Annotated in this window: 21 protein-coding genes; 4 read left to right on the top strand and 17 right to left on the bottom strand. The window is 45.9% G+C overall.

Annotated elements, in window-relative coordinates; all coding sequences use genetic code 11:
* Window positions 1–267: 267 nt before the first annotated feature.
* From spoIIR to AB447_RS21480, 5 genes are all read right to left on the bottom strand, one after another.
* On the bottom strand, window positions 268–939 hold the full coding sequence (gene spoIIR, locus AB447_RS21500) for a stage II sporulation protein R (protein ID WP_048355656.1): 672 nt from the start codon (window positions 937–939) through the stop codon (window positions 268–270).
* A 114-nt stretch (window positions 940–1,053) separates the two neighbouring features.
* Window positions 1,054–2,238, bottom strand: a complete 1,185-nt coding sequence (locus AB447_RS21495) for an MFS transporter (RefSeq protein ID WP_048355638.1) — start codon at window positions 2,236–2,238, stop codon at window positions 1,054–1,056.
* A 76-nt stretch (window positions 2,239–2,314) separates the two neighbouring features.
* The gene (locus tag AB447_RS21490) at window positions 2,315–3,361 is read right to left on the bottom strand and encodes a Gfo/Idh/MocA family protein (protein ID WP_048355637.1); all 1,047 of its coding nucleotides are present in this window, start codon (window positions 3,359–3,361) and stop codon (window positions 2,315–2,317) included.
* Window positions 3,362–3,375: 14 nt separating this feature from the next.
* Window positions 3,376–4,224: an HAD-IIB family hydrolase gene (locus tag AB447_RS21485; protein ID WP_048355636.1), complete on the bottom strand. Its 849-nt coding sequence runs from the start codon at window positions 4,222–4,224 to the stop codon at window positions 3,376–3,378.
* Window positions 4,211–5,524 carry an aminotransferase class I/II-fold pyridoxal phosphate-dependent enzyme gene (locus tag AB447_RS21480; protein WP_048355635.1) on the bottom strand — a complete coding sequence of 438 codons (1,314 nt, stop codon included), beginning with the start codon at window positions 5,522–5,524 and terminating at the stop codon, window positions 4,211–4,213. The genes AB447_RS21485 and AB447_RS21480 overlap by 14 nt, the downstream gene beginning before the upstream one ends.
* A 105-nt stretch (window positions 5,525–5,629) precedes the next feature.
* Between AB447_RS21480 and AB447_RS21475 the strand changes: the two genes are divergently transcribed.
* On the top strand, window positions 5,630–6,619 hold the full coding sequence (locus tag AB447_RS21475) for a LacI family DNA-binding transcriptional regulator (protein ID WP_048355634.1): 990 nt from the start codon (window positions 5,630–5,632) through the stop codon (window positions 6,617–6,619).
* A gap of 114 nt (window positions 6,620–6,733) precedes the next feature.
* Here AB447_RS21475 and prmC read toward each other — a convergent pair whose 3' ends face one another.
* Together prmC and prfA are read right to left on the bottom strand one after the other, a co-directional pair.
* A complete protein-coding gene (gene prmC / locus AB447_RS21470) occupies window positions 6,734–7,603 on the bottom strand; it encodes a peptide chain release factor N(5)-glutamine methyltransferase (protein ID WP_048355633.1) in 870 nt (289 codons plus the stop codon).
* A 1-nt stretch (window position 7,604) separates the two neighbouring features.
* Window positions 7,605–8,675, bottom strand: a complete 1,071-nt coding sequence (prfA, locus tag AB447_RS21465; protein WP_048355632.1) for a peptide chain release factor 1 — start codon at window positions 8,673–8,675, stop codon at window positions 7,605–7,607.
* Window positions 8,676–8,796: 121 nt separating this feature from the next.
* Between prfA and gloA2 the strand changes: the two genes are divergently transcribed.
* On the top strand, window positions 8,797–9,180 hold the full coding sequence (gene gloA2 / locus AB447_RS21460) for an SMU1112c/YaeR family gloxylase I-like metalloprotein (RefSeq protein ID WP_048355631.1): 384 nt from the start codon (window positions 8,797–8,799) through the stop codon (window positions 9,178–9,180).
* Window positions 9,181–9,316: 136 nt separating this feature from the next.
* Entirely contained in the window at window positions 9,317–9,868 is a 552-nt protein-coding gene (racA, locus tag AB447_RS21455) for a chromosome-anchoring protein RacA (protein WP_048407103.1), read from the top strand.
* 51 nt (window positions 9,869–9,919) lie between these two features.
* Here the strand turns inward: racA and AB447_RS21450 are convergent, their stop codons facing one another.
* The 10 genes from AB447_RS21450 to spo0F all read right to left on the bottom strand — a co-directional run bounded on the left by AB447_RS21450 (window position 9,920) and on the right by spo0F (window position 20,656).
* Window positions 9,920–10,879, bottom strand: coding sequence for an AEC family transporter (locus AB447_RS21450; RefSeq protein ID WP_048355630.1), 960 nt, complete (start codon window positions 10,877–10,879; stop codon window positions 9,920–9,922).
* 208 nt (window positions 10,880–11,087) lie between these two features.
* The gene (gene malS, locus AB447_RS21445; protein ID WP_048355629.1) at window positions 11,088–12,791 is read right to left on the bottom strand and encodes an oxaloacetate-decarboxylating malate dehydrogenase; all 1,704 of its coding nucleotides are present in this window, start codon (window positions 12,789–12,791) and stop codon (window positions 11,088–11,090) included.
* 347 nt (window positions 12,792–13,138) lie between these two features.
* Entirely contained in the window at window positions 13,139–13,723 is a 585-nt protein-coding gene (locus AB447_RS21440; protein ID WP_048355628.1) for a thymidine kinase, read from the bottom strand.
* Window positions 13,724–13,805: 82 nt separating this feature from the next.
* Complete coding sequence (gene rpmE / locus AB447_RS21435) at window positions 13,806–14,006, bottom strand: 50S ribosomal protein L31 (RefSeq protein WP_006639435.1); 201 nt, start codon at window positions 14,004–14,006, stop codon at window positions 13,806–13,808.
* 120 nt (window positions 14,007–14,126) lie between these two features.
* A complete protein-coding gene (rho, locus tag AB447_RS21430; RefSeq protein ID WP_048355627.1) occupies window positions 14,127–15,410 on the bottom strand; it encodes a transcription termination factor Rho in 1,284 nt (427 codons plus the stop codon).
* Window positions 15,411–15,851: 441 nt separating this feature from the next.
* Window positions 15,852–16,817: a class II fructose-bisphosphatase gene (gene glpX, locus AB447_RS21425; protein ID WP_046130287.1), complete on the bottom strand. Its 966-nt coding sequence runs from the start codon at window positions 16,815–16,817 to the stop codon at window positions 15,852–15,854.
* 61 nt (window positions 16,818–16,878) lie between these two features.
* A complete protein-coding gene (locus AB447_RS21420; protein ID WP_048407102.1) occupies window positions 16,879–18,168 on the bottom strand; it encodes a UDP-N-acetylglucosamine 1-carboxyvinyltransferase in 1,290 nt (429 codons plus the stop codon).
* A gap of 253 nt (window positions 18,169–18,421) precedes the next feature.
* Window positions 18,422–19,057: a fructose-6-phosphate aldolase gene (gene fsa / locus AB447_RS21415; RefSeq protein ID WP_048355626.1), complete on the bottom strand. Its 636-nt coding sequence runs from the start codon at window positions 19,055–19,057 to the stop codon at window positions 18,422–18,424.
* A gap of 161 nt (window positions 19,058–19,218) precedes the next feature.
* The gene (locus AB447_RS21410; protein ID WP_048355625.1) at window positions 19,219–20,076 is read right to left on the bottom strand and encodes a class II fructose-bisphosphate aldolase; all 858 of its coding nucleotides are present in this window, start codon (window positions 20,074–20,076) and stop codon (window positions 19,219–19,221) included.
* 205 nt (window positions 20,077–20,281) lie between these two features.
* Window positions 20,282–20,656, bottom strand: a complete 375-nt coding sequence (gene spo0F, locus AB447_RS21405) for a sporulation initiation phosphotransferase Spo0F (RefSeq protein ID WP_046130282.1) — start codon at window positions 20,654–20,656, stop codon at window positions 20,282–20,284.
* Between the two features lie 178 nt (window positions 20,657–20,834).
* Between spo0F and AB447_RS21400 the strand changes: the two genes are divergently transcribed.
* Entirely contained in the window at window positions 20,835–21,365 is a 531-nt protein-coding gene (locus AB447_RS21400) for a DUF2529 domain-containing protein (RefSeq protein WP_048355624.1), read from the top strand.
* Window positions 21,366–21,449 lie beyond the last annotated feature (84 nt).

Here is a 21,449-nt window from a genome sequence, read left to right as displayed (position 1 = left end):
TTGGAAGAAAGCCGACTATTCATTTTTCAATCTTGATTAGCAGGAACTCGCGCTTTAATAAGTATACAATCTGAACATTTGCACTATTGATAAGACATTTTCTCTTCTGCCGCGCAATGTAAAGGCGCAGATCGGGCTATAAACTTATTTCCTCCCAGCGCCGTTTTGGAAAATTATATCATATTGCAAGAGCTCGAATAACCGTCATCAAAAATAATAGATTCAAACAGTAAAAAAACCGCCCTGCTCGAAAGCAAAGCGGTCTCTTCAAGAGAAAAGCCCGGTAATCCATTCGACAAGAAAGAATGTAACTTCTTTGTCGTCTTCTTTGTCGTCTTCTTTCTCTTTGCCTGACATCGCTTCATCCGCCGAGGTTCCCTTTTCTTCCTGTTGTTCTCCGACGGCGGTTTGATCGTCTTCAGGCGACTTCACGGCTTCCCCATTGGAAAAATCAAGAAAGCAAAGCGGCGGAAACAGGACGCACCACCAGTTGGCTCCCTCTCCTTTTCCGAGCGTGATTAAAACCGCTTCATATTCTCCGGCCGGATACACCATATTGCCGTAAAGCTTTGTCGGAAATGACACTTGATCAAAACTGACAGACACCGATTGCCGGACATTTTCGCGTTTCATGACATCTATGGCAACCTCTTTGATTTCGGGCAGCTTCGACTTGATGACACGTCTCGCTTCACCAACCGAGGTCAGATTTTCCACCCACTTCGTAATTTTCTTATTAACCTCATCCCTGATTTTGCGTTTGATGCTTTGGTCGCTCCCGTTGTCACTGTTTGCCAAAATCCGCAGCCGAATCGCTTCATCGGGAATCATAACGGGCTTTCCGCCTGATGATTGGGCCGTCTCTTCTGTCGTAAGATTTGCAATCGCTCCTATTAATAAAAGAAACATATACATACAGACAATAGATGATTTCTTCATGTTCCCCACCGTTCCTCTCCGTTCTTCAACCTTTTCTAGCAACATTATGGTCAAAGATGGAACGGTTTAAACGGACATGCGAAAAAGTTTCTAGCAAGCTTGCAATCTCAAGGTCTACATATCCATATGGCTCTGCTTGTTCTTTTGCAGGGTTGATAAAAAAATCACCGCGCTGATCACAAGCAGCAAGGCCCCCAATCCGCCGAACAAGAGAAATGGGAAGACAGCCGCTGTGCTGACATCAAGCGCCCAGCCGATCAAGAAAGAAAGAAGTGCTCCGCCCAGACTTGCGGATGAAATAAAGAGGCTGGTTATTTCTTCTGTAAAAGGCTTTCCAGCCAACGAGGCGAGAGTGACCGCACATGGAAAAATGCCGGCTGCTGACAGCCCGATGAAAAATACAAGGAGCAGCTGTGTTTCGTGAACCGGAAAGTACGCCAGGATCAAAAGTAAAACGGTCAAAGCTCCGGCGCTGAAGATCAGAAAGGCAACAGATGTTAAGCGCCCGCCCAAAATACTTGTTAATAAACGTCCGCACACCATACCGGTCCAAAAAAATGAGACGCTGATCACGCTGATTTCCCCGGCTCCTTTTTCAAGCATCAGCGCTGGCAGAAAGTTTGCGAAATTGGTCTCGATACCCGCATAAACAAAAGCGAAAATGAGAAAGAGGAGAATATTTTTTTCCTTTCTTCCGATTTCAAATATGGCTGAGGCAGTCGGTTTTACCTGATCAGCCGTTTGACCGGAAGCGGTGTCAGGGGTTTTTTTGCGCAAATAAACCGCCCACATGCACGTAAGCGCAAAAACGAAGATAAATAGAGCATACAAGGGGAAATGCCAAGTATATCGTTCCGTAAGGATATAAATTAGAAATGGAAAAAGCAAAGCGCCTAATCCGAAAAAAACCTCTAAAATATTCATCCCTTTCGCATTTTTATACTGCGTAATTACATATGCTCCCATCGTTGTTTCTAAAGTGCCCGCGCCAAAGCCGAGCAAAAACCCCATGATGATGAAAAAGATGAACATATCAAAAAGGAAGACGCCCAAAAGCGTAATGAGAATGAGAAGAAGACCAAACGTCAATACAACAGTATGAGAGGTGCGTCTGACAAATATCGGCGCAAGCAGAACACCGTTTAAAAAACCGATGAATTGAAAAAAGATCAGGAAGGATAGATCATGAGGATCCCGTTGATATTCTTGAATGATATACGGCGACAGGCTTCCCAGCAGGATATGGATAATCCCAACAAGAAAATAAAACGAACAGCCGAATAGAAATATTTTTTTCATTTGATTCACTCCTTCGTTGCAGAACATAAAACCCTTGCGGCTGTTGGCACGGCCGGCAAGGGTTTTTCACAAATCCTTAGTTTGCTTGTTTTGAAAGGGACAACTGCTGACCTTTATTGAAAAATTCACTTAAATAGAACTGTGTTTTGTATCCATCTTCAAACGTGGCAAGAGAGTCAAAATTCCGATCCTCAATTCCGTTCATCCATCGGATCAGCTGAGCTCTGAAGGAATCAGCCCATCCGTAAAATTCATTTTCAGGGTCTGTCAGCCACGTGTCCGGCATCGCGATCATCTGCTCGGTTAAGCCGGTCTTAAGCAGAAACTCATTTTTCTGTCGTGAATGATAGTAAAATACGCCGTTTTGACCATTGACCTCTATGCTAAAGCCGCACTCATCGGTTTTTGTGCATTTTGACGTAATCATCTTAACAAACACATGATTTTCGAGCTGGCCGTATACTTCAGAATGATCATCAACATATACCTGCTTTTGTTCTTTTTCTTTAACAACTGTCATCATTTTGACTTTTAAACTATCCAGTTTAAATGGGCTGTTGAATAAATAGAGAATAAGATCGATTAAATGCACGCCCAAATCCCCTAGCGCACCGCTCGTTTTATTGCTTTTCGAATGGTCCCGCCAAGTGTATTTTTTTCTCCTCAATGCGCTGTTTTTCTTAAAATTGATATTGACGGACAAAATATCTCCAAGCTCATTGTTGGATATCATTTCTTTTAGACGCTGAACAAATGTGAGATGGCGGTAATTAAAACCCATGATCGGAATATAGCTAGTTTGAGCCGCTTTGTTTTTCATCTCCTCCGCTTCTTCCATTGAGACGGCCATTGGTTTTTCACACAATACGTACTTGCCTGCGGACATCGCTTCCAACACATGTTCCTTGTGGCAAAAGTTAGGGGATGAAACAATGACTGCCGTCGACTCATTCAGCAGATCCTGCAACTGATCAAATACAGTTCCTCCGTATTCAAACGCACATTTACGAGAGGCAAGCGAATTGACGTCAAAAAACCCGGAAAGCTCAGCACCTTTGACTGTCGAGAGAGCTTTCGCATGAGCCTTTGCAATTCCTCCGGCTCCAATAATTCCGATTTTCATCTAAAAGACACTCCTTATCGTTTGATATGAGCTTTTAATACTTCTAAAATTCCGTCTGTATATCGGCCTTCCGTCACACGGGTATGGAGTGATTTCGCTTCGGCTGTCGCATTTGCTACCAGATATCCATGTCCAGCCTTCTTAAGCATATCCACATCATTTCCGCTGTCGCCGAAAGCAAATGAATACTCCCTCTCTATTTCAAATTTAGACAATATAAAATCTACGATGTACGGCTTACCCGTCTGCAATGGGATAAAGTCCACATCATAGCTGTTTTCGGGATCGCCTGCCAAAGGGTTGCAACGGTTGATATTCACCCCTATTTCGTGCTCGGCTGCAAGCTGCCTGATGGCTTCAAGCGCTCTCTGGTCAGCGCTCTCATCCGACGATGTATAGTAATAGTTGATTTTATAACGGGAAAAACCGTGCTGCGTCTGAGGCACAAGCGCAATATCATATTTTTTAGAGAGAGTATGCTTGATTTCTTTGACAAGCTCATACGAAAAATTTGATTCTTGCAATCTCGCTTCCCAATCCTTGTCAGACACTTGACCTTCTTCAGAGAAATATGTGATTTCAGTGCCGAGATCGCTGGCGACAAAATGCGGCAGATATCGAAAGCCGCCCCGTTTCATTTTTGCAAGAACGGATGACAGGCTGCTCCCCGTCACCCAGCCGAGCAAAATCTTGTGATCAAGATGGTGCGAATGAATAAATGTTTCAAGGTTCATGAGTGCTTTTCTCGATTCATCGGTGATGCTGTGGGCGAAATACGTCTCATCAAAATCGCAAAATACGGCGTACTTCGGCTTGTCTGCTTGCTCCAGGGTGTGAAAAGAAAGTGTTTCATGATACGACATCAATCAAGGCCTCCATTACTTTGTCTTGTTCTTCTACAGTGAGTGCCGGATAGAGAGGAAGCTGAAGCATTTGTTTGTGCACTGATTCAGTGACCGGCAGCGATGTGTGCTGATAATTGGCTTTTACAAGTGGTGTGTTTTGATGATGGGATAAAATCGGGTAGTATATATCTGTTTGGACATGATGAAATTTGAGCATCATATCTTTGACTTGATCTCTGTTTCCGTTTATTATTTTTATTGTAAACAAATGCCACACTTGATCATCGGTCATTTGAGGCAGTTTGATCAGACCGCGGTCCTCATACTGCTGCAAATGCGTCATATAACGATCTGCCAAGTATAAGCGTTTCAGATTATTTAAAGAAAGATATTTCATCCTTGCCAGTCCGATAGCGGCTTGCAGATTATCAATCTTGGCGTTAAAGCCGTAATCAGCCTTCTTTTTATTTTTTTGGTTCAATTCAAAACCGTGATACATATATTCCATGCATGCGGATGCAAATGATGGATTGTCCGTTACAATTGCACCGGCTTTTCCGCATGTGCCGAGATTTTTATACGGATTGAAGCTTAAAATGGCGCAAAGGCTGTTTTTCCCCAGATTGGAAACGCCGATCGACTGGCATGCGTCTTCTATTACCGGGATTCCGAATTCATCAGCAATTTGGGCGATGGCTTCCATGTCAGGCCGCTTTCCATAAAGGTGTACAGGCAAAATGCATTTCGTTTTCATTGTGATGCATGCTTCAATCTCAGAAGGTTCCATGCAAAATGTATCAGGGTCAATATCACAGAAAACCGGAGTGCCTCCAGCCGCAAGCACGGCATTTTCCGTTGCAGCAAAGCTGTTTGCCGGCATAATGACTTCATCACCTTGTCCAACTCCAGCAGCCTTCAGCGCGATGATCATGGCATCGGTTCCGCTGGAGGAAGCCATGACATGATTTTTTCTCAAAAGAGCGGCTATTTCAGCTTTAAACACGCCAATATAAGAACCGCTCGTAAATTGCCCGGTCGGCAGCACGTCTTTCACCGCTTCTATAACGTCTTCTACTTCTTCTTCTGTGATGAGACGATGAAGCGGCAGAAAATCAACTCTGGAGGGCGAAGTATCCATTCTGTTCAGCAAATTGGCGGTGATGTCGAATTTGTCCTGCTGCAACGTTTCTTTTAATTTTTGATTGGCCAGCGTGTCGTCTATACGGCAATCACCGGCAGGTTTCCCATCCTTCAAATCATGTAGCAGGAAAAACAGCTCTTTGCTTGTGCAAGTCAAATTTTCACTTGCGGTTTTCATCAATTTCACCCCATTTTTATTTTTTTGGGAAACTGTCATATTTCATGACAATCTTAAATGATGAAATCGATACCATAACAACTCTTTTTTTCAGGAAGTGACTTTATGCCTACCATTGACGAAATTGCAAAATTAAGTAATGTGTCAAAAACAACGGTTTCAAGAGTACTGAACGATCACCCCTATGTATCCGAGGAAAAAAGGAAGCGGGTTTTAGAAGTCATTGAGAAATTGGACTACATTCCGAACACTTCTGCACGAAAGCTCAGGTCCAACAAAACGATGTTTCTCGCAGTGTCTGTTCCTCACGCAGATCACCCGTTTTTTGCACAACTCATGAAAAATATGTCTGCTGAAGCGTTGAAACATCAATACAAAGTCATTGTTTTTCAGACGTTTTACCAAAAGCAGAATGAACTGAAGGTGCTGGAACTGCTCAAAAGGAAAGAAGTAGACGGCGTCATCTTATGCAGCCTCGAAAACGAATGGGAAGACATCAAAAAATACCTCAAGTACGGCCCTGTGGTCCTGGCAAACGAATTCCACGCCAAAGCGGAAGTGCCGGTGATTTGCTATGACGAATTCGAAGCCGGCTATAAAGGAACAGAGCTTTTTATTCAAAAAGGGCATCATTCAATGGCCTTTTGCTGTGATACGATATACAGCAAGGCCCAGATTATGAGAAAAGAAGGGTTTATGAAGGCGTTGTCTGATGCAGGTTTGCGTTTTCAGGAGAAGTGGATGTTCAGTCACGCCTTTACCATTCATGACGGCTTCCGCATTATGGATCAAATCCACAGCATGCCCGAAAAGCCGACCGCCATTTTTACAGGGAACGACCAAGTGGCCGCAGGGATTATTAAAAGGGCCGGCTATTATCAGTATGACGTGCCCAATCAGCTTGCTGTGCTTGGATATGACAATCAATCGATCTGTGAGGTGACCGATCCGGAAATCACGACTATCGATATTCCCGTTGAAGAGCTGGCCCAAAAAGCTGTATGTGCAATGGTAAGCATTCTAAACGGGAAAAGCGACTTACAGAGAGAAGTCGTGACGCTGTCACCTGCATTAAAAATAAGACAATCTGTTTAGGATATATATTAATCTTGAACTATTTTTTATTTTATTCCGATAAAATAGGAAAAGCAGACCGCCTGAACAGACGATCTGCTTTTCCATTGTACCGGACCGCCGGACAAATCTGTTTTATGAGCTGTGCCGTTCGATTGCCGCACACACGATTCGGTCTTTTCCATTAAGATCCTTTTTGACCTGGACGTCCGCAGCCGGAAAGAAAGTGTGAAACATGTCCTTGACGGCACTTCCCTGCGTCCAGCCGATTTCAAATACAACGAGCGCTTTATTTGCAATGACAAAAGGAAGTTCTTTCATGAAACGCTTATAAAACTGCAATCCGTCAGCACCGTCCGTCAAGGCTCCTGCGGGTTCATGAAGACGGACGACATCAGACAGCGTCCGCATGTCTTCCTCAGATATATAAGGAGGATTCGAAACAATGACATCCGCTTTTTTGTTTTCCTTGATGAGCGGCTCAAGCAAATCGCCGCCGATAAAAGCGACTTTTGCTCCGAGTCTGTCTGCGTTGGTTTTGGCCGTGCTTAAAGCTTGTTCCGAAATATCTGTCGCCGTGACGGAAAAACGCGTGCTCTCAAGTGCAAGAGTCACCGCGATCGCCCCGCTCCCTGTGCCGACATCGACGGCTTTAAGACGATCCGTTCCGGGAAAAACCCTATCCGCTTCGGAAAGAACCGCTTCAACGACTTCCTCCGTCTCAGGGCGCGGAATCAGCACATGTTCATTCACTAAAAATTCCCGTCCGTAAAAGGACTCTTTTCCGGTGATATATTGAACCGGGACGCCTTCATGATGAAGCTCGACAGATTTTTTAAATGCCAAAAAATCGGCCTCTGATATCGCATCGTGAAAGCTTGCCAAAAGTGTGCTGCGCTCCATTTTAAGCTGATCGGCCAGCAAAATCTCCGCGGCGTTTTGATCTCTTCCCGCTTCAATTAAATAAGAAGAAGCCCACTTGAGGGCTTCGAAAACCGTTTTCATCTTAGCTCTCCGACTGCTGAAGCTTGCTTGCCTGATCCTCAACGATCAGGGCCTCAATCACTTCATCAAGCTTGCCTTCAAGTATTTGGTCGAGCTTCTGAATCGTAAGGCCGATGCGGTGATCCGTCACACGGTTTTGCGGAAAATTGTACGTGCGGATACGCTCGGAACGGTCTCCCGTACCGACCGCCGATTTACGGTTTTGATCATATTCAGCCTGCGCCTCTTGCTGGAATTTGTCATAAATCCGCGCGCGCAATACCTTCATCGCTTTTTCCTTGTTTTTAATCTGCGATTTCTCATCTTGGCATGAGACGACAACACCCGTCGGAATGTGCGTCAGGCGGACGGCGGACATCGTCGTGTTTACGCTTTGTCCCCCCGGGCCGCTCGAGGCGAAAGTATCGACGCGAATATCTTTCTCATGGATTTCGACTTCGACTTCCTCCGCTTCCGGCAGGCAGGCAACGGTTGCCGTCGATGTATGGATCCGCCCTCCGGATTCGGTTTCAGGAACGCGCTGTACGCGGTGCGCACCGTTCTCATACTTAAGCCTTGAGTACGCGCCGTTTCCATTGATCATAAAAATAATCTCTTTATAGCCGCCCGTGCCCGTCACATTGGCTTCCATCACTTCTGTTTTCCAGCCTTGAAGCTCGGCATAGCGGGTGTACATCCGGTACAGGTTTCCGGCAAATAAAGCCGCTTCCTCGCCGCCTGCCGCGCCGCGGATTTCCATAATGACGTTTTTGTCATCGTTCGGATCTTTCGGAATGAGCAGAACCTTCAGCTTGTCTGTCAGCGTTTCGATTTCTTCCTGCAGCTCTGAAATCTCTTCTTTTACCATCTCACGCATCTCTTGATCAAGCTTTTCTTCAAGCATCACCTTCGCATCATCCAACTGCTCGGATGCGCTTCGATAACGTCTATATACCTCAACTGTTTCCTGCAGATCAGATTGTTCTTTTGAATATTCTCTAAGCTTCTTCGGATCGTTTACGACCTCCGGATCGCTCAACAGTTCATTTAATTTTTCGTAACGGTCTTCTATTGATTTTAAACGGTCTAACACGCTCTTCACCTCTGTTTGCTGTGCGTAACATTCTAATTATAGTATAGGGGGGCTTCCCCGTCAAAACCACGTGGCAAATCTTAGGATTTGTTATACTGTTAAGAAAAAAGGAGCTTTTCCCATGCTGAAATCGATCCATCACATCGCCATCATCTGCTCAGATTATGAAGCCTCCAAAGCATTTTATGTCGACAAGCTCGGCCTTGAGATCGTCGCCGAAACTTATCGAAAAGACAGGGATTCGCATAAGCTCGATCTCGCATTAAACGGCCGGTACGTCATTGAATTGTTTTCGTTTCCGAATCCGCCGGAACGCGTGACGCGTCCTGAAGCAGCCGGCCTCCGCCATTTGGCTTTTGCGGTAGACGACGTCGACCGGGCCGTCTCAAAACTGCTGGAAAAAGGCATAACGGCAGAGACAGTCCGCACCGACCCCGAAACCGGCAAACGGTTTACGTTTTTCTCCGACCCTGACGGCTTGCCTCTCGAGCTGTATGAAGCATAAGGCTTGGGCAGTCTGGAGAAAAACCGATTTCTTTGCCGAATCCCTTCTTCTTTTGTCTAACAGGAAGGAAGCCCCCCATTCGGGTCGAATACCCCTGTTAGATGATAAAGCTACAGGTTCAAAAGGAGGAATGACCATGAATACAACCGATGCGGCAAAGAAACTCGGCGTCTCAACAAAAACGGTGCAGCGCTGGGTCAAACAGCTGCAATTGCCCGCTTCCCGAAACGAGCTCGGCCACTATTTCTTTACGGATGACGACATCGCGGTTTTGGAAGATGTAAAAGAACAGCTCAAAAACGGAACCCCTATGCAGGATGTCACGGTGAATCGGCCTAAAAAAAAGTTCCTGGTCAAAAGGCATGATGCCGATCAGCCGAACGCCCCGGAACACGTCAGCCAAGCCATCGAAGAAACGGTGCAGCGCTTTTTGCGGCATGAACGGCTTGAACGCGAACTGCTCCAGAAAAAAATCGCAGAACTCGAAAGAAAGCTGGAGCAGAAAGCGGATGATGTCGTCAGTTATCAGCTTCTTCAACAAAGGCGCGAACTCGAAGAAGAACGGGAGCACATCAAAGCACTCGAACTCAAAATACGCGAATTGGAAAACAGTAAAATCGAAAAAGACACGACCCCCAGACGGGAAGAAAAAACGAAAAGCAGATTTAAGTCGATCTTCTCTTTTTAAAGCGAAAAAAAGCTTGCAAGGCCGGTAACCCGGCTCGCAAGCTTTTTTATTTTAAGCGGTAATTGCGATTAAAATCGGCAGTGAAATTATCGACAGCACCGCACTGATCACAAATGCAGACGCAGTTTCCGCTTCCTGGCTTTCAAAGTTTGTAGCGATCATCGCAGCCACGGCAGAACCAGGGAATGCGACAAGAAGCACCGCTTTTGTCATGTCTGCAGAAGACAAGCCGAAAATCATGGCGATCACAAACATTAAAGCAGGCTGTGCAGCGACCTTTAACAAGGCGATGCTCAACGCAGGAATACTAAATTTAATATTGCGGATACCGACTGTTACACCGACTGCGAACAGAGCGATACCAGACGTTGTATCTCCGAGCATATCAAGCATTTTCTGCGGCAATTCAGGAATTTGCAAACCTAATAGCACAAGAATGATACTTGCGAGCGGCGCAAAAGCAAGCGGCTCAGACAAACCGTGCAAAATGGATTTTCCTGTCACTTTCCAAATGCTCTCGTTATTGTTTTCATCTTGTTTTTTAGACGAACGTCCTACAGTACCTACGATAATTGCCAAAGGATCGAGCATTGCATTGACGACGATTCCTGTAATCGCGATCGGAATCGCAACTTCCTGCATTCCGAACAAGCTTCCCAAAACCGGAATTCCCATAAAAGCGAATGTCGGCTGGGCAGAGTTTAATGAAAACATTGACGCATTCGTTAAATCGTATTTAAACAAAAATCTTAAAATAAGTAAAATAATGACGTAAAAACCGACGATTCCGACAATCAATGAAATCATCAACGGAATTTGGCTATAAAATTTATCTTTCGGTGTAGATAAGATACTTGACACAAAGTGAGCAGGAAGCGCATATTTCGTAACGAGCGTACTTACCCCTTTTGCTGATTTAGCATCATAACTTCCAAAATGACCCGCAAACCATCCCAGCGCAATAACAAAAAATATTGGCGCAAGGAGGATTAAAATATTTAAAAAGCTCATGGCTGTTTCCTCCTCTATGTTGTCCCACTTTAAGGACGTAATAACGGCTGCCTTTGGACGTGATGTCCAAAGCTGCCGATCCCTCTTTAATGGCTGAGGCCATGGACGCAATGTCCAAAGACCTCAGCCGCTTTGTGACGGCGGCGTTCGAACAGGACATCCGCCTTAGCCGCCGAATTTACATTTATCATTTCCTCTACCAAAAATATTAGTCGCGTTTTGCAACAATTGTTTTGTATTCAGGGCGCCACATTGCATCGCGCACTGCTTTTTCGATATCTTCCGGCTGAACTTGGGCGACACCGTCTTCAATAGCTGCTTTTACAACATCTATTGCCACTTGGATGGACACAGCTTGAAGATCATCCATTTTCGGAAGAAGTCCTGCACCAGGGTTCTCATTATCAACCATTTTCGCAACTGCATTTGCGGAAGCGGAAAACATTCCGTTGGTGATCAATTTCGCTTTTGCGACGATCGTTCCAAGTCCCAGCCCAGGGAATACAAAAGCGTTGTTGGATTGTCCGATTTCGTGCGCCACACCGTTGTAATTGACAGGCTCGAACGGGCTTCCCGTTGCGACCAACGCTTTTCCGTCAGTCCATTTGAACAGGTCTTCAGGTACGGCTTCAGCAAGCGGTGTCGGGTTGGACATCGGCATAATAACCGGGCGCTCTGTATGTGCTGCCATTTCTTTGATGATTTCTTCAGTGAAGGCTCCAGCCACACCGGATGTTCCGATTAAGATCGTCGGCTTCACTTGACGAACGACTTCTTCGAAAGAAATTTCGCCTTTTTCGTTGCGTTTCCAGTCTGCCACTTCGTCTGTTTTGCGCAAATATGGTTCTTGGAAGTCGCGGATATCGTCCATGCCTTCGACTAACAATCCTCTGTAATCGACTGTCCAGAACGCCCGATTTGCTTCCTCAACAGACAGTCCTTCAAGAACCATTGTGTCGCGGATCTGATCGGCGATTCCGATTCCGGCTGAACCCGGTCCGAAGATGACGACGCGGTGATCTTTTAATGATGTTCCGGTTCTTTTAACAGCCGCTAAAACCGCTGCCAGCGTAACCGCACCTGTTCCTTGGATGTCATCGTTAAAAGTTGAAATCTTATCAGTATATTTACCCATAATTTTGCGGGCGTTTTTATTTCCGAAATCTTCCCAGTGCAGAAGCGCATTAGGGAATAATTTCAATGCTGTGTTGACATAAGCGTCGATAAATTCGTCATAGCGCTCGCCCTCTACGCGAGGATGGCGGTTTCCGATGTATAATGGATCGTTCAGAAGCTTTTCGTTGTTCGTTCCGACATCAAGCACAACCGGAATTACGCGATTTGGATCGATTCCAGCTGCTGCTGTGTAAACGGCAAGCTTACCGATCGCAATGTTGATGCCTCCGACACCCCAGTCGCCGATGCCAAGAATGCTTTCAGAGTCTGTTGCAACGATCAAGTCGATATCGTCGGCTGAAGCTTGAAGGTTTTTAAACGCCGTTTCGATTCCGTCAACGTCATCGATAGACAAGTAGACGCCTTGCGGTCTGCGATATTCATGGCTGTATTCCTGAATCGCCTCCCCGACAGTCGGTGTATAAACAACCGGCAGCATTTCGCGAAGGTGATTTTGCAATAATTTATAAAATAGAACTTCGTTTCGGTTTTGAAGGTCGTTTAAGTATACGTTTTGGCGAAGACGGTCAGGCTGTTTCGAAAATTGTTCATAAGCACGTTCCGCCTGCTGGTCAAGACTAAGTACTGTTGGAGGCAGCAGCCCTTCAAGGCCGAGATCCTTTCTCTCTTCAGGAGAAAATGCAACCCCTTTATTTAACGCAGGAATCGATAATACGTCTTTTCCTCTTAAAGAAGTTTCTAAGTATCCTTCCTTCGTTTTTTTCATGTTATTCACACTAATTACCTTCTTTCTAAAATGTTAATAAGGTGAAATAATTACACTGACTGATAGAGGCATTTGTCTTCCCCATTTGGATTTGTCAAATGTGTACGCGCGTTTTTGACAATAATCTGAACAATACCTAAAATCTATTTACATTTTTGTTACTACAGTAAGTCATTTTATGCCTGCTTTTGTCATAATTCAAGCGATGAAAATTAGATAATTTTTTCGTATTCTTAAATAAGTTTTTTAATTACATTTAATCCCACAACATGAACTCAATAAAAAAAACACTTGTTATTACCAAGTGTTTTCCCCCATTTTTTTCTGCAAAACGTATTCGATGTTTCTTGAAAAATTTATTCGGGTTTACCCGGAACTTCATGGTGATGACGGCAGCGCGCTTCATACGCTTCAGATGCGCCCACCAGAATAATCGGATCGTGATATGAAGCCGGTTTTCCATTGATCAGCCTTTGTGTCCTGCTTGCAGGCGAACCGCAGACAGAACATACCGCTTGCAGCTTTGTCACCGTTTCCGCCAATGCCATGAGATCCGGAACAACGCCGAACGGCTCTCCGCGAAAGTCTTGATCAAGTCCGGCTGCGATGACGCGGTAGCCTTGATCGGCAAGGCTGTTTAAAGCAGCGACAATCGTTTCATCAAAAAACTGCACTTCATCGACGCCGATCACATCCGTTTTTTCGCTAATGTGTTCGAATATTTCTTTTGGAGACGTGATTGAGTGGCACACAATGGCTGTCCCATTATGAGACACGATGGAATCGCGGCTGTAGCGATTATCGATTGCAGGCTTGAACACTTTCACTTCCTGCTTTGCAAAGGTCGCCCTTTTGACCCGGCGGATCAGCTCTTCCGATTTGCCCGAGAACATGCTTCCGCAAATGAGTTCGAGCCAGCCGCTTTGCTTCATGACGTACATTCAACTGTAACCCCTCTCCAGCGATTTTCGGCACGTAAAAAACAGGCAAGAAACAATTCCTGCCTGTTGGTAGTATCTATTATTACTTAAGACCGTATTTTTTATTAAAGCGATCAACACGACCATCAGCAGAAGCGAATTTTTGGCGGCCAGTGTAGAACGGATGGCATTCAGAACAAATCTCAACGCGTACCTCTTCTTTTACTGAACCTGTTTCAAATTCGTTTCCACAAGCGCATTTCACTGTTGCTCTTTTGAAATTAGGATGAATTCCTGCTTTCATGTCTGTCATCTCCTTCCGCCCTGAATCCAATTCGGAAACAGAGTTATTATTCCGGACAAAATCTCCGGAACGCACATGATAGAATTATAACAGCGTTCCGGATGTTTTGCAAACGAAAGTTTAGCGTCTGGCAGCTGACATATTGGACTGTTTCCATTCCTGAATCAGCATATCGAAGAATTCCTGATTTGATTTGGTCTTTTTCATTTTTCTCATGAATTTCTCGACAAAGTCCGGCGTGTCTGACATCGTTTTGCGAATAGACCACAGGCGGTCAAGGTGTTCTTTCGGAACGAGAAGCTCTTCTTTACGCGTACCCGAACGGCGGATATCAATGGCAGGAAAAACTCTTCTTTCTGCAAGAGAACGGTCAAGGTGAAGCTCCATGTTGCCTGTTCCTTTAAACTCTTCATAAATGACGTCATCCATGCGTGAGCCCGTGTCGACGAGAGCGGTTGCCAATATCGTTAAGCTTCCGCCCTCTTCAATGTTCCGGGCTGCCCCAAAGAAGCGTTTCGGACGGTGGAACGCCCCTGGGTCAATTCCCCCTGACAAGGTTCTGCCGCTTGGCGGAATGACTAAGTTGTACGCGCGGGCCAGCCTTGTGATGCTGTCCATTAAAATGACGACGTCTTTTTTATGCTCGACGAGCCTCATGGCACGTTCCAATACGAGCTCGGCCACTTTAATATGGTTTTCCGGCACTTCGTCAAACGTCGAGCTGACGACATCACCGGCCACAGAGCGTTCTATATCAGTGACTTCTTCAGGTCTTTCGTCAATCAGAAGCACGATCAGCTCTGCTTCGGGATGATTGGTCGTGATGCTGTTAGCGATTTCTTTTAACAGGATCGTTTTACCCGCTTTAGGCGGAGCAACAATCAAACCGCGCTGACCAAAGCCGACAGGCGCCATCATGTCCATGATGCGTGTTGACAGATGATTAGGCTTCGTTTCCAGCACCATTTGGCGATCCGGGTACAGAGGTGTTAAGGCCGGAAAATGCACGCGTTCTTTGGCTGATTCCGGGTCATCTCCGTTGACGGCTTCAACGTGGAGCAGACCGTAGTACCGTTCATTTTCTTTTGGAGGACGGACCTTCCCGGATACTTTATCACCGTTTCTCAAATCGAAACGGCGGATTTGGGATGCGGAAATGTAGATATCCTCTGAGCTCGGGGAATAATTAATCGGTCTCAAGAATCCAAAGCCTTCCGACTGGATGATCTCCAAGACGCCTTCCATAAACAGAAGATCTTCCTGTTCGGCATTAGCCTTCAGAATGGCAAAAATCAGCTCTTTTTTTGTCAGTTTGCTGTAATACGAGATTTTATAGTGCCTTGCCAGCTCATACAGCTCTTTTAATTTCATATTTTCCAAAGATGAAATGGATACATCTTTCACTAAGAACACCACGCTTCATAAATATTTGCTTTCGTCCCATTAGCATACTAAAGAGACGATTTTATTGATACAGCCGATTTCAGCTTCTATCGGCAACGCTTCCACCCATATATATCGTCGAATTGAAAAGGATTATAAGTATGGTTGAGAAAGAAGCGAGGACTGAAAACAAGAGAAGATTTTATCGCATATCATGTTGATGCGGCAGGAATTGTGGCACCCATTCGGGATGCCCGGAAAAAATTTCGCAGCACTCTTTATTTTTACCTTATTTGACGATCATATTCAACTTCATTTGTGTTTTGACATAAAATTGATAGAGATGACCCTGTTTTGAAAACGAAGGCTGCCTGAATTGTACCAGAGGATCGATATTCGTTCAATTCATATGGCTATATACAGGGGAAAAGCGGGTTAATATTCCCCGCTTTTTCTTTCCCATTAAGGCCGGATGACCAAGTTCGGTTTTTTCTTGAGACTGTGTCTTCCGTCTACAAAACGGACGGTTCCGGATTTTGCCCTCATGACGACGCTGTGCGTGGTTCCGACAGATCCTTTAAATTGAACGCCGCGCAGCAGCTCTCCGTCCGTCACGCCCGTCGCGGCAAAAATCGCGTCATCGCCTTTGACGAGATCCTCCATCCGAAGCACTTTTGACGTATCAAGACCCATTTTTTCGCATCGTTTAAGCTCTTCTTCATTTTGCGGAAGTAGCTTGCCGTGGATTTCTCCTCCGAGGGCTTTCAGGGCAACTGCGGATAAAACCCCTTCCGGCGCGCCTCCTGATCCGAATAAAATATCAACGCCCGTATGGTCAAAAGCAGTGTTGATCGCTGCGGCTACATCGCCGTCGTTGATCAGCTTGATCCTCGCGCCGGCTTCCCGGAGTTCGTGAATGATCTTCTCATGGCGCGGACGGTTCAAAATGGTTGCCACGACATCTTCGATATCTTTGTTTTTCGCTTTCGCTACGGCCTTCAAATTATCAATCACAGGCGCCTCAATATCGATGCAGCCGACCGCTTCGGGGCCAACGGCGATTTTATCCATATACATGTCAGGCGCATTGAGCAAATTCCCGTGATCTGCTACAGCGATAACGGCAAGGGCATTCCAGCCGCCGCTCGCCACGATATTTGTCCCTTCAAGTGGATCCACCGCTACGTCTACACGGGGACCATAGCCGTTCCCAAGCTTTTCTCCGATATAAAGCATAGGAGCTTCATCCATTTCGCCTTCCCCGATGACGACCGTCCCTTTCATCGGAATGGTGTCAAACACATCCCTCATGGCACTTGTGGCCGCGTCATCCGCTTCGTCTTTTTTACCCCTTCCCATCCAACGGGCCGACTTCAGCGCCGCCGCCTCCGTTACACGTACAAGTTCCATTGATAAGCTTCTTTCCATTCCTACCTAATCTCCTCTCACCCTAAAATCGGTTTCTGTATGATCATTCGTTGTTCATCCGCTAGGAATTCTGGAGCTGCTCAATTTCCTGATCTGTCAGCTTCTCGCGCCAGACCGTCGCACCGAGGTTTGTCAGCTTTTCCTCGAGCATGCTGTATCCTCTGTCAAGGTGTTCAAGACCGGTAATTTCGGTGACTCCTTCCGCCATCAGTCCAGCCACGACGAGACAGGCTCCGGCTCTGAGATCGCTCGCTTTTACTTTTGCGCCTTGAAGGGGAACTGGCCCCGTAATGATCGCCGATCTTCCCTCAACCTTCATCGATGCACCCATCCGCCGCAGCTCGTCAATATGCTTAAAGCGCGCGGAATAAATGGTGTCGGTGACAACGCTTGTCCCGTTTGCCTTCGTTAAAAGCGAAGTCATCGGCTGCTGCAAATCTGTCGGGAATCCCGGATACACAAGCGTTTTAAGGTCGACCGGTTTCAGCTCTTTCTGTCCGCCGATCATCAGAATCTGCTCGCTGCTTTCCTCGATTCGAACGCCCATCTCGCGAAGCTTGGCGATCAATGATTCCAAATGCGTCGGTATCACGTTATCAATCAGCACTTCCTGCCCCATGGAAGCAGCTGCAATCATGAAGGTTCCGGCTTCAATCCGGTCCGGAATAATCGAGTGGCGGCAGCCGTGAAGAGATTCGACACCTTCGATGCGAATCACATCCGTTCCTGCTCCTTTGATTTTTGCACCCATGCTCGTTAACAGGGTGGCGACATCGATGATTTCCGGTTCCTTCGCAGCATTTTCAATCACGGTTCTGCCTTTGGCGAGTACTGCAGCCAGCATAATGTTGATCGTTGCTCCAACACTGACGACATCAAGATAAATTCTCGCGCCCTTTAATTCCTCTGCACTCAAATAAATTGCACCTTGTTCATTCGTCACTTCTGCTCCGAGCGCCTCAAAACCTTTGATATGCTGATCAATCGGTCTCGGGCCGAGGTGGCAGCCGCCAGGAAGGCCGATAACCGCCTTTTTAAAGCGGCCGAGCATCGCTCCCATCAAGTAGTAAGAAGCCCGAAGCTGTTTTACTTTCCCGTTCGGCAAGGGCATGCTGATCATCGGTGCAGGATCAACGACCATTTCCCCCTTCTCTAAATGAACATTCCCGCCGATCTCCCTCAGCAGATCGCGAAGCGTGAGAATGTCAGATATGTGGGGAAGGCCTTCAAGGGTAACCGTCGAATCAGCCAAAATTGTCGCGGGGATGAGAGCGACAGCGCTGTTTTTGGCTCCGCTTATATGCACTGTTCCATTCAGAGGATCGCCGCCAGCTATATTTAACTTTTCCATGATCGTCTCCTTCCTTAAAGAAGATAGCTAATGGAGCGTACAATGATTTAACTCAAAATAGATGGTTCTTTTCAAAATCTATCCAATTAAAAGAGAAAGAATACAACACATTTCAAAATTTATCAGGAAGATATTGCGGGGCTCTCGCGCGGCAAGGTTCTCTGCGTTAAAACCGTCAATTCTCTTTGCAAGACAAAATGGTGACAAACGGAGAGATCGCCTCCACTTGCCACTCACATTCAGCCTCTTCGCTTTATTTATTCCAGTCAGCTAAAAACTGCTCAATTCCTTTATCAGTCAGCGGGTGCTTCGCCAGCTGGTAAATGACTTTCAGCGGCATCGTGCCGATGTGCGCCCCCCTTAATGCAGCTTCTGTCACGTGCTGTGGATGGCGGATCGATGCGGCAATGATTTGCGTATCCAAACCGTGCACATCAAAAATCTGTTTGACTTCGCTGATGAGATCAAGGCCGTTATGACCGATGTCATCCAGCCGCCCGAGGAACGGGGAAACATAAGTAGCGCCCGCCCTTGCTGCCAGAAGCGCCTGGTTTGCGCTGAAGATCAGCGTTACGTTTGTTTTAATGCCGAGATCTGTCAACGCTTTAACGGCTTTCAGACCGTCCGGCGTCATCGGAATTTTCACCGTAATGTTCGGCGCTATTTTCGCAAGCTCTTTTCCTTCTTCAATCATCTCTTCCGCTTTCAGGGAGATAACCTCAGCGCTGACGGAACCTGGAACCACCTCGGTAATTTCACGCAGGCGATCATGGAACGAAACGTTTTCTTTTGCCACTAAGCTGGGGTTTGTCGTAACCCCTGCAAGCACGCCGAGAGAATGGGCCTCTTTGATTTCGTTAATATTTGCGGTATCAATAAAAAACAGCATATTGATAAAACCTCCTGTCATGAAAATGTCTGAACTGTGGAACATGTTTGCGCTTTCCGGATGATATGGATAAAACCGCCTGTCGCTCAGGCGGCTTTTAACCGGGCGGGAAACTTGCGTCTCCCCGAAAACGCCCTGCTCGGACGTTTTTCAAAATGTCATTATGCTTTGTTTGAAGAACCAAATTCGCGCATTTTGCCGATAACCGTTTCTTTGATCGCATCGCGAGCAGGTCCGAGATATTTGCGCGGATCATACTCTTCCGGTTTTGCTGCCAGCGTTTCGCGAACAGCTTTCGCAGAAGCGATTTGGTTTTCAGTGTTTACGTTGATTTTTGCCGTACCCAAAGAAATTGATTTCTTAATGTCGGCAGTCGGAATGCCTGTGCCGCCGTGAAGAACGAGCGGAAGACCAGTCGTATTTCCGATTTCTTCCATTTCTTTGAAGCCAAGGTTTGGCTCGCCTTTGTAAGGGCCGTGAACCGAACCTAATGCAGGTGCAAGGCAGTCGATGCCTGTGCGCTTAACAAGCTCCTTACATTCATTTGGATCCGCGTAGATGACGCCCTCTGCAACGACATCGTCTTCCTGTCCGCCTACAGTTCCAAGCTCAGCTTCAACTGAGACACCGTGGAAATGAGCAAGCTCAACCACTTTTGCAGTTGTTGCAACGTTCTCTTCAAAAGGATGGTGGGAAGCGTCGATCATAACTGAAGTGAATCCCGCATGGATCGCTTTGGCGCAAGATTCGAAGCTTGATCCGTGGTCTAAATGGATCGCAACCGGAACGGTCACTTTGTATTCCTCCATCAGCGCTTTTACCATCGCAACGACGGTTTTGAATCCGCCCATGTAGCGTCCGGCACCTTCAGATACACCAAGGATAACAGGGGATTTTTCTTCTTCAGCAGCCTGTAAAATCGCTTGAGTAAACTCAAGGTTGTTTAAATTAAATTGTCCGACAGCATATCCGTTCTCTTTTGCTTTGTTCAACATTTCCGTCATAGATACTAAAGGCATGTCGAAAGTCCTCCTTATGTAGCCTGATTTGCTTTTTTCGAAAAAAGCTTCCTCACCCATCTAGCATGACCAGAAAAACCTGCCATATGTAAAATGTTTTGTTCATTAAACGTTAGATAGCTTTTCTCTACTTATATAGAATAACAATTTATCGACAAATCGGCAACATCATCGCTTGTGACAACATCAAAAACTTTTCGTTCTGTCAGCCGTTGGATTTAATGGGAAGATACGTTTTGACCGCATCGCGGATTTCATCGATGTCAAAAGGCTTTGCAAAGTGGGTCAGAGCGCCCAGCTCCTTTGATTCCTGAATCATGTCGAGCTCTCCGTACGCCGTCATAATTATGACGCGGATGCCTTCATCTATGACTTTCATTCTTTTTAAAATTTCGATTCCATCCATTCCCGGTATTTTCATATCAAGCAAAACCAGGTCGGGCCGTTCTTTTTTGACAATATCGAGAGCCTGGATTCCGTTTGCGGCCTGGAAGGTTTTGTACCCTTCTTTATTGAAAACTTCATTCAGCAAAACCCGAATCCCGTACTGGTCATCGACAATTAAAATCTTTTCATTCATTTTTCTACACCTCTATAATTATAATTTTCGCCAAAATTAAGCAGTAGTTTATCTATTCTGTTTTGTTTTTCCCTTTTCCTTTAATTAAAAAATTTAAGTTTGCGACATATTTAGAGGATTTTTCCCATGATTCTCTTTTGTTATATAATGAACAGACAGTAAAAAAGGAGGAGTCAGCTTGCTTAAAATTTTCACCACTCAATTGTCGGGAATCTTCAATCGGATTCAGGAGGGGGAAGCCCAATCAATCGAAGACGGAGCCCGGCTGTTGGCTCAGGCGGTCATCAGCGACCACTCGGTTTATGTATATGGAAAAAATGAATTAGAGGGCATTTTAAAAGAAGCGCTTTACAGTTCTGAACCGTTTCCTTCCGTCAAACCGCTTCCGCAGGATGAAGAAAACTGGCCGGTTTTTCAAACGGCGGACAAAGTGCTGATGTTCTGTGCGCATTCAGCGGATGAAAACGAGTTGAACATGGCGGAAAAGCTGAATAAAAAAGGGGTCGGGATCGTGGCCGTATCCCCTTCGGGAAAAGATGGAGCGCCGATCGCAGCATTCGCCGACGTCCATATCGATTCTAAGCTGAAAATGCCGCTTCTTCCGGATGAAGACGGAACAAGGTTCGGATTTCCGTCCCTGATGGTCTGCCTTTACGTATATCATGCCCTGTCCTTTACATTAAAGGAAATTATGCAGGAATACCAATAAAAATAGCTGCCTATAGGAAACTGATCATGGATGAGGCCGGCCTTACATATGAAAAAAGCCTGTCAGCTCGTTTGCTGACAGGCT

The sequence above is a fragment of the Bacillus glycinifermentans genome (assembly GCF_001042475.2).
GTDB lineage: Bacteria > Bacillota > Bacilli > Bacillales > Bacillaceae > Bacillus > Bacillus glycinifermentans.
The sequence above is the reverse complement of the archived record's forward strand: the minus strand, read 5'-3'. Positions and strand labels throughout refer to the sequence as shown.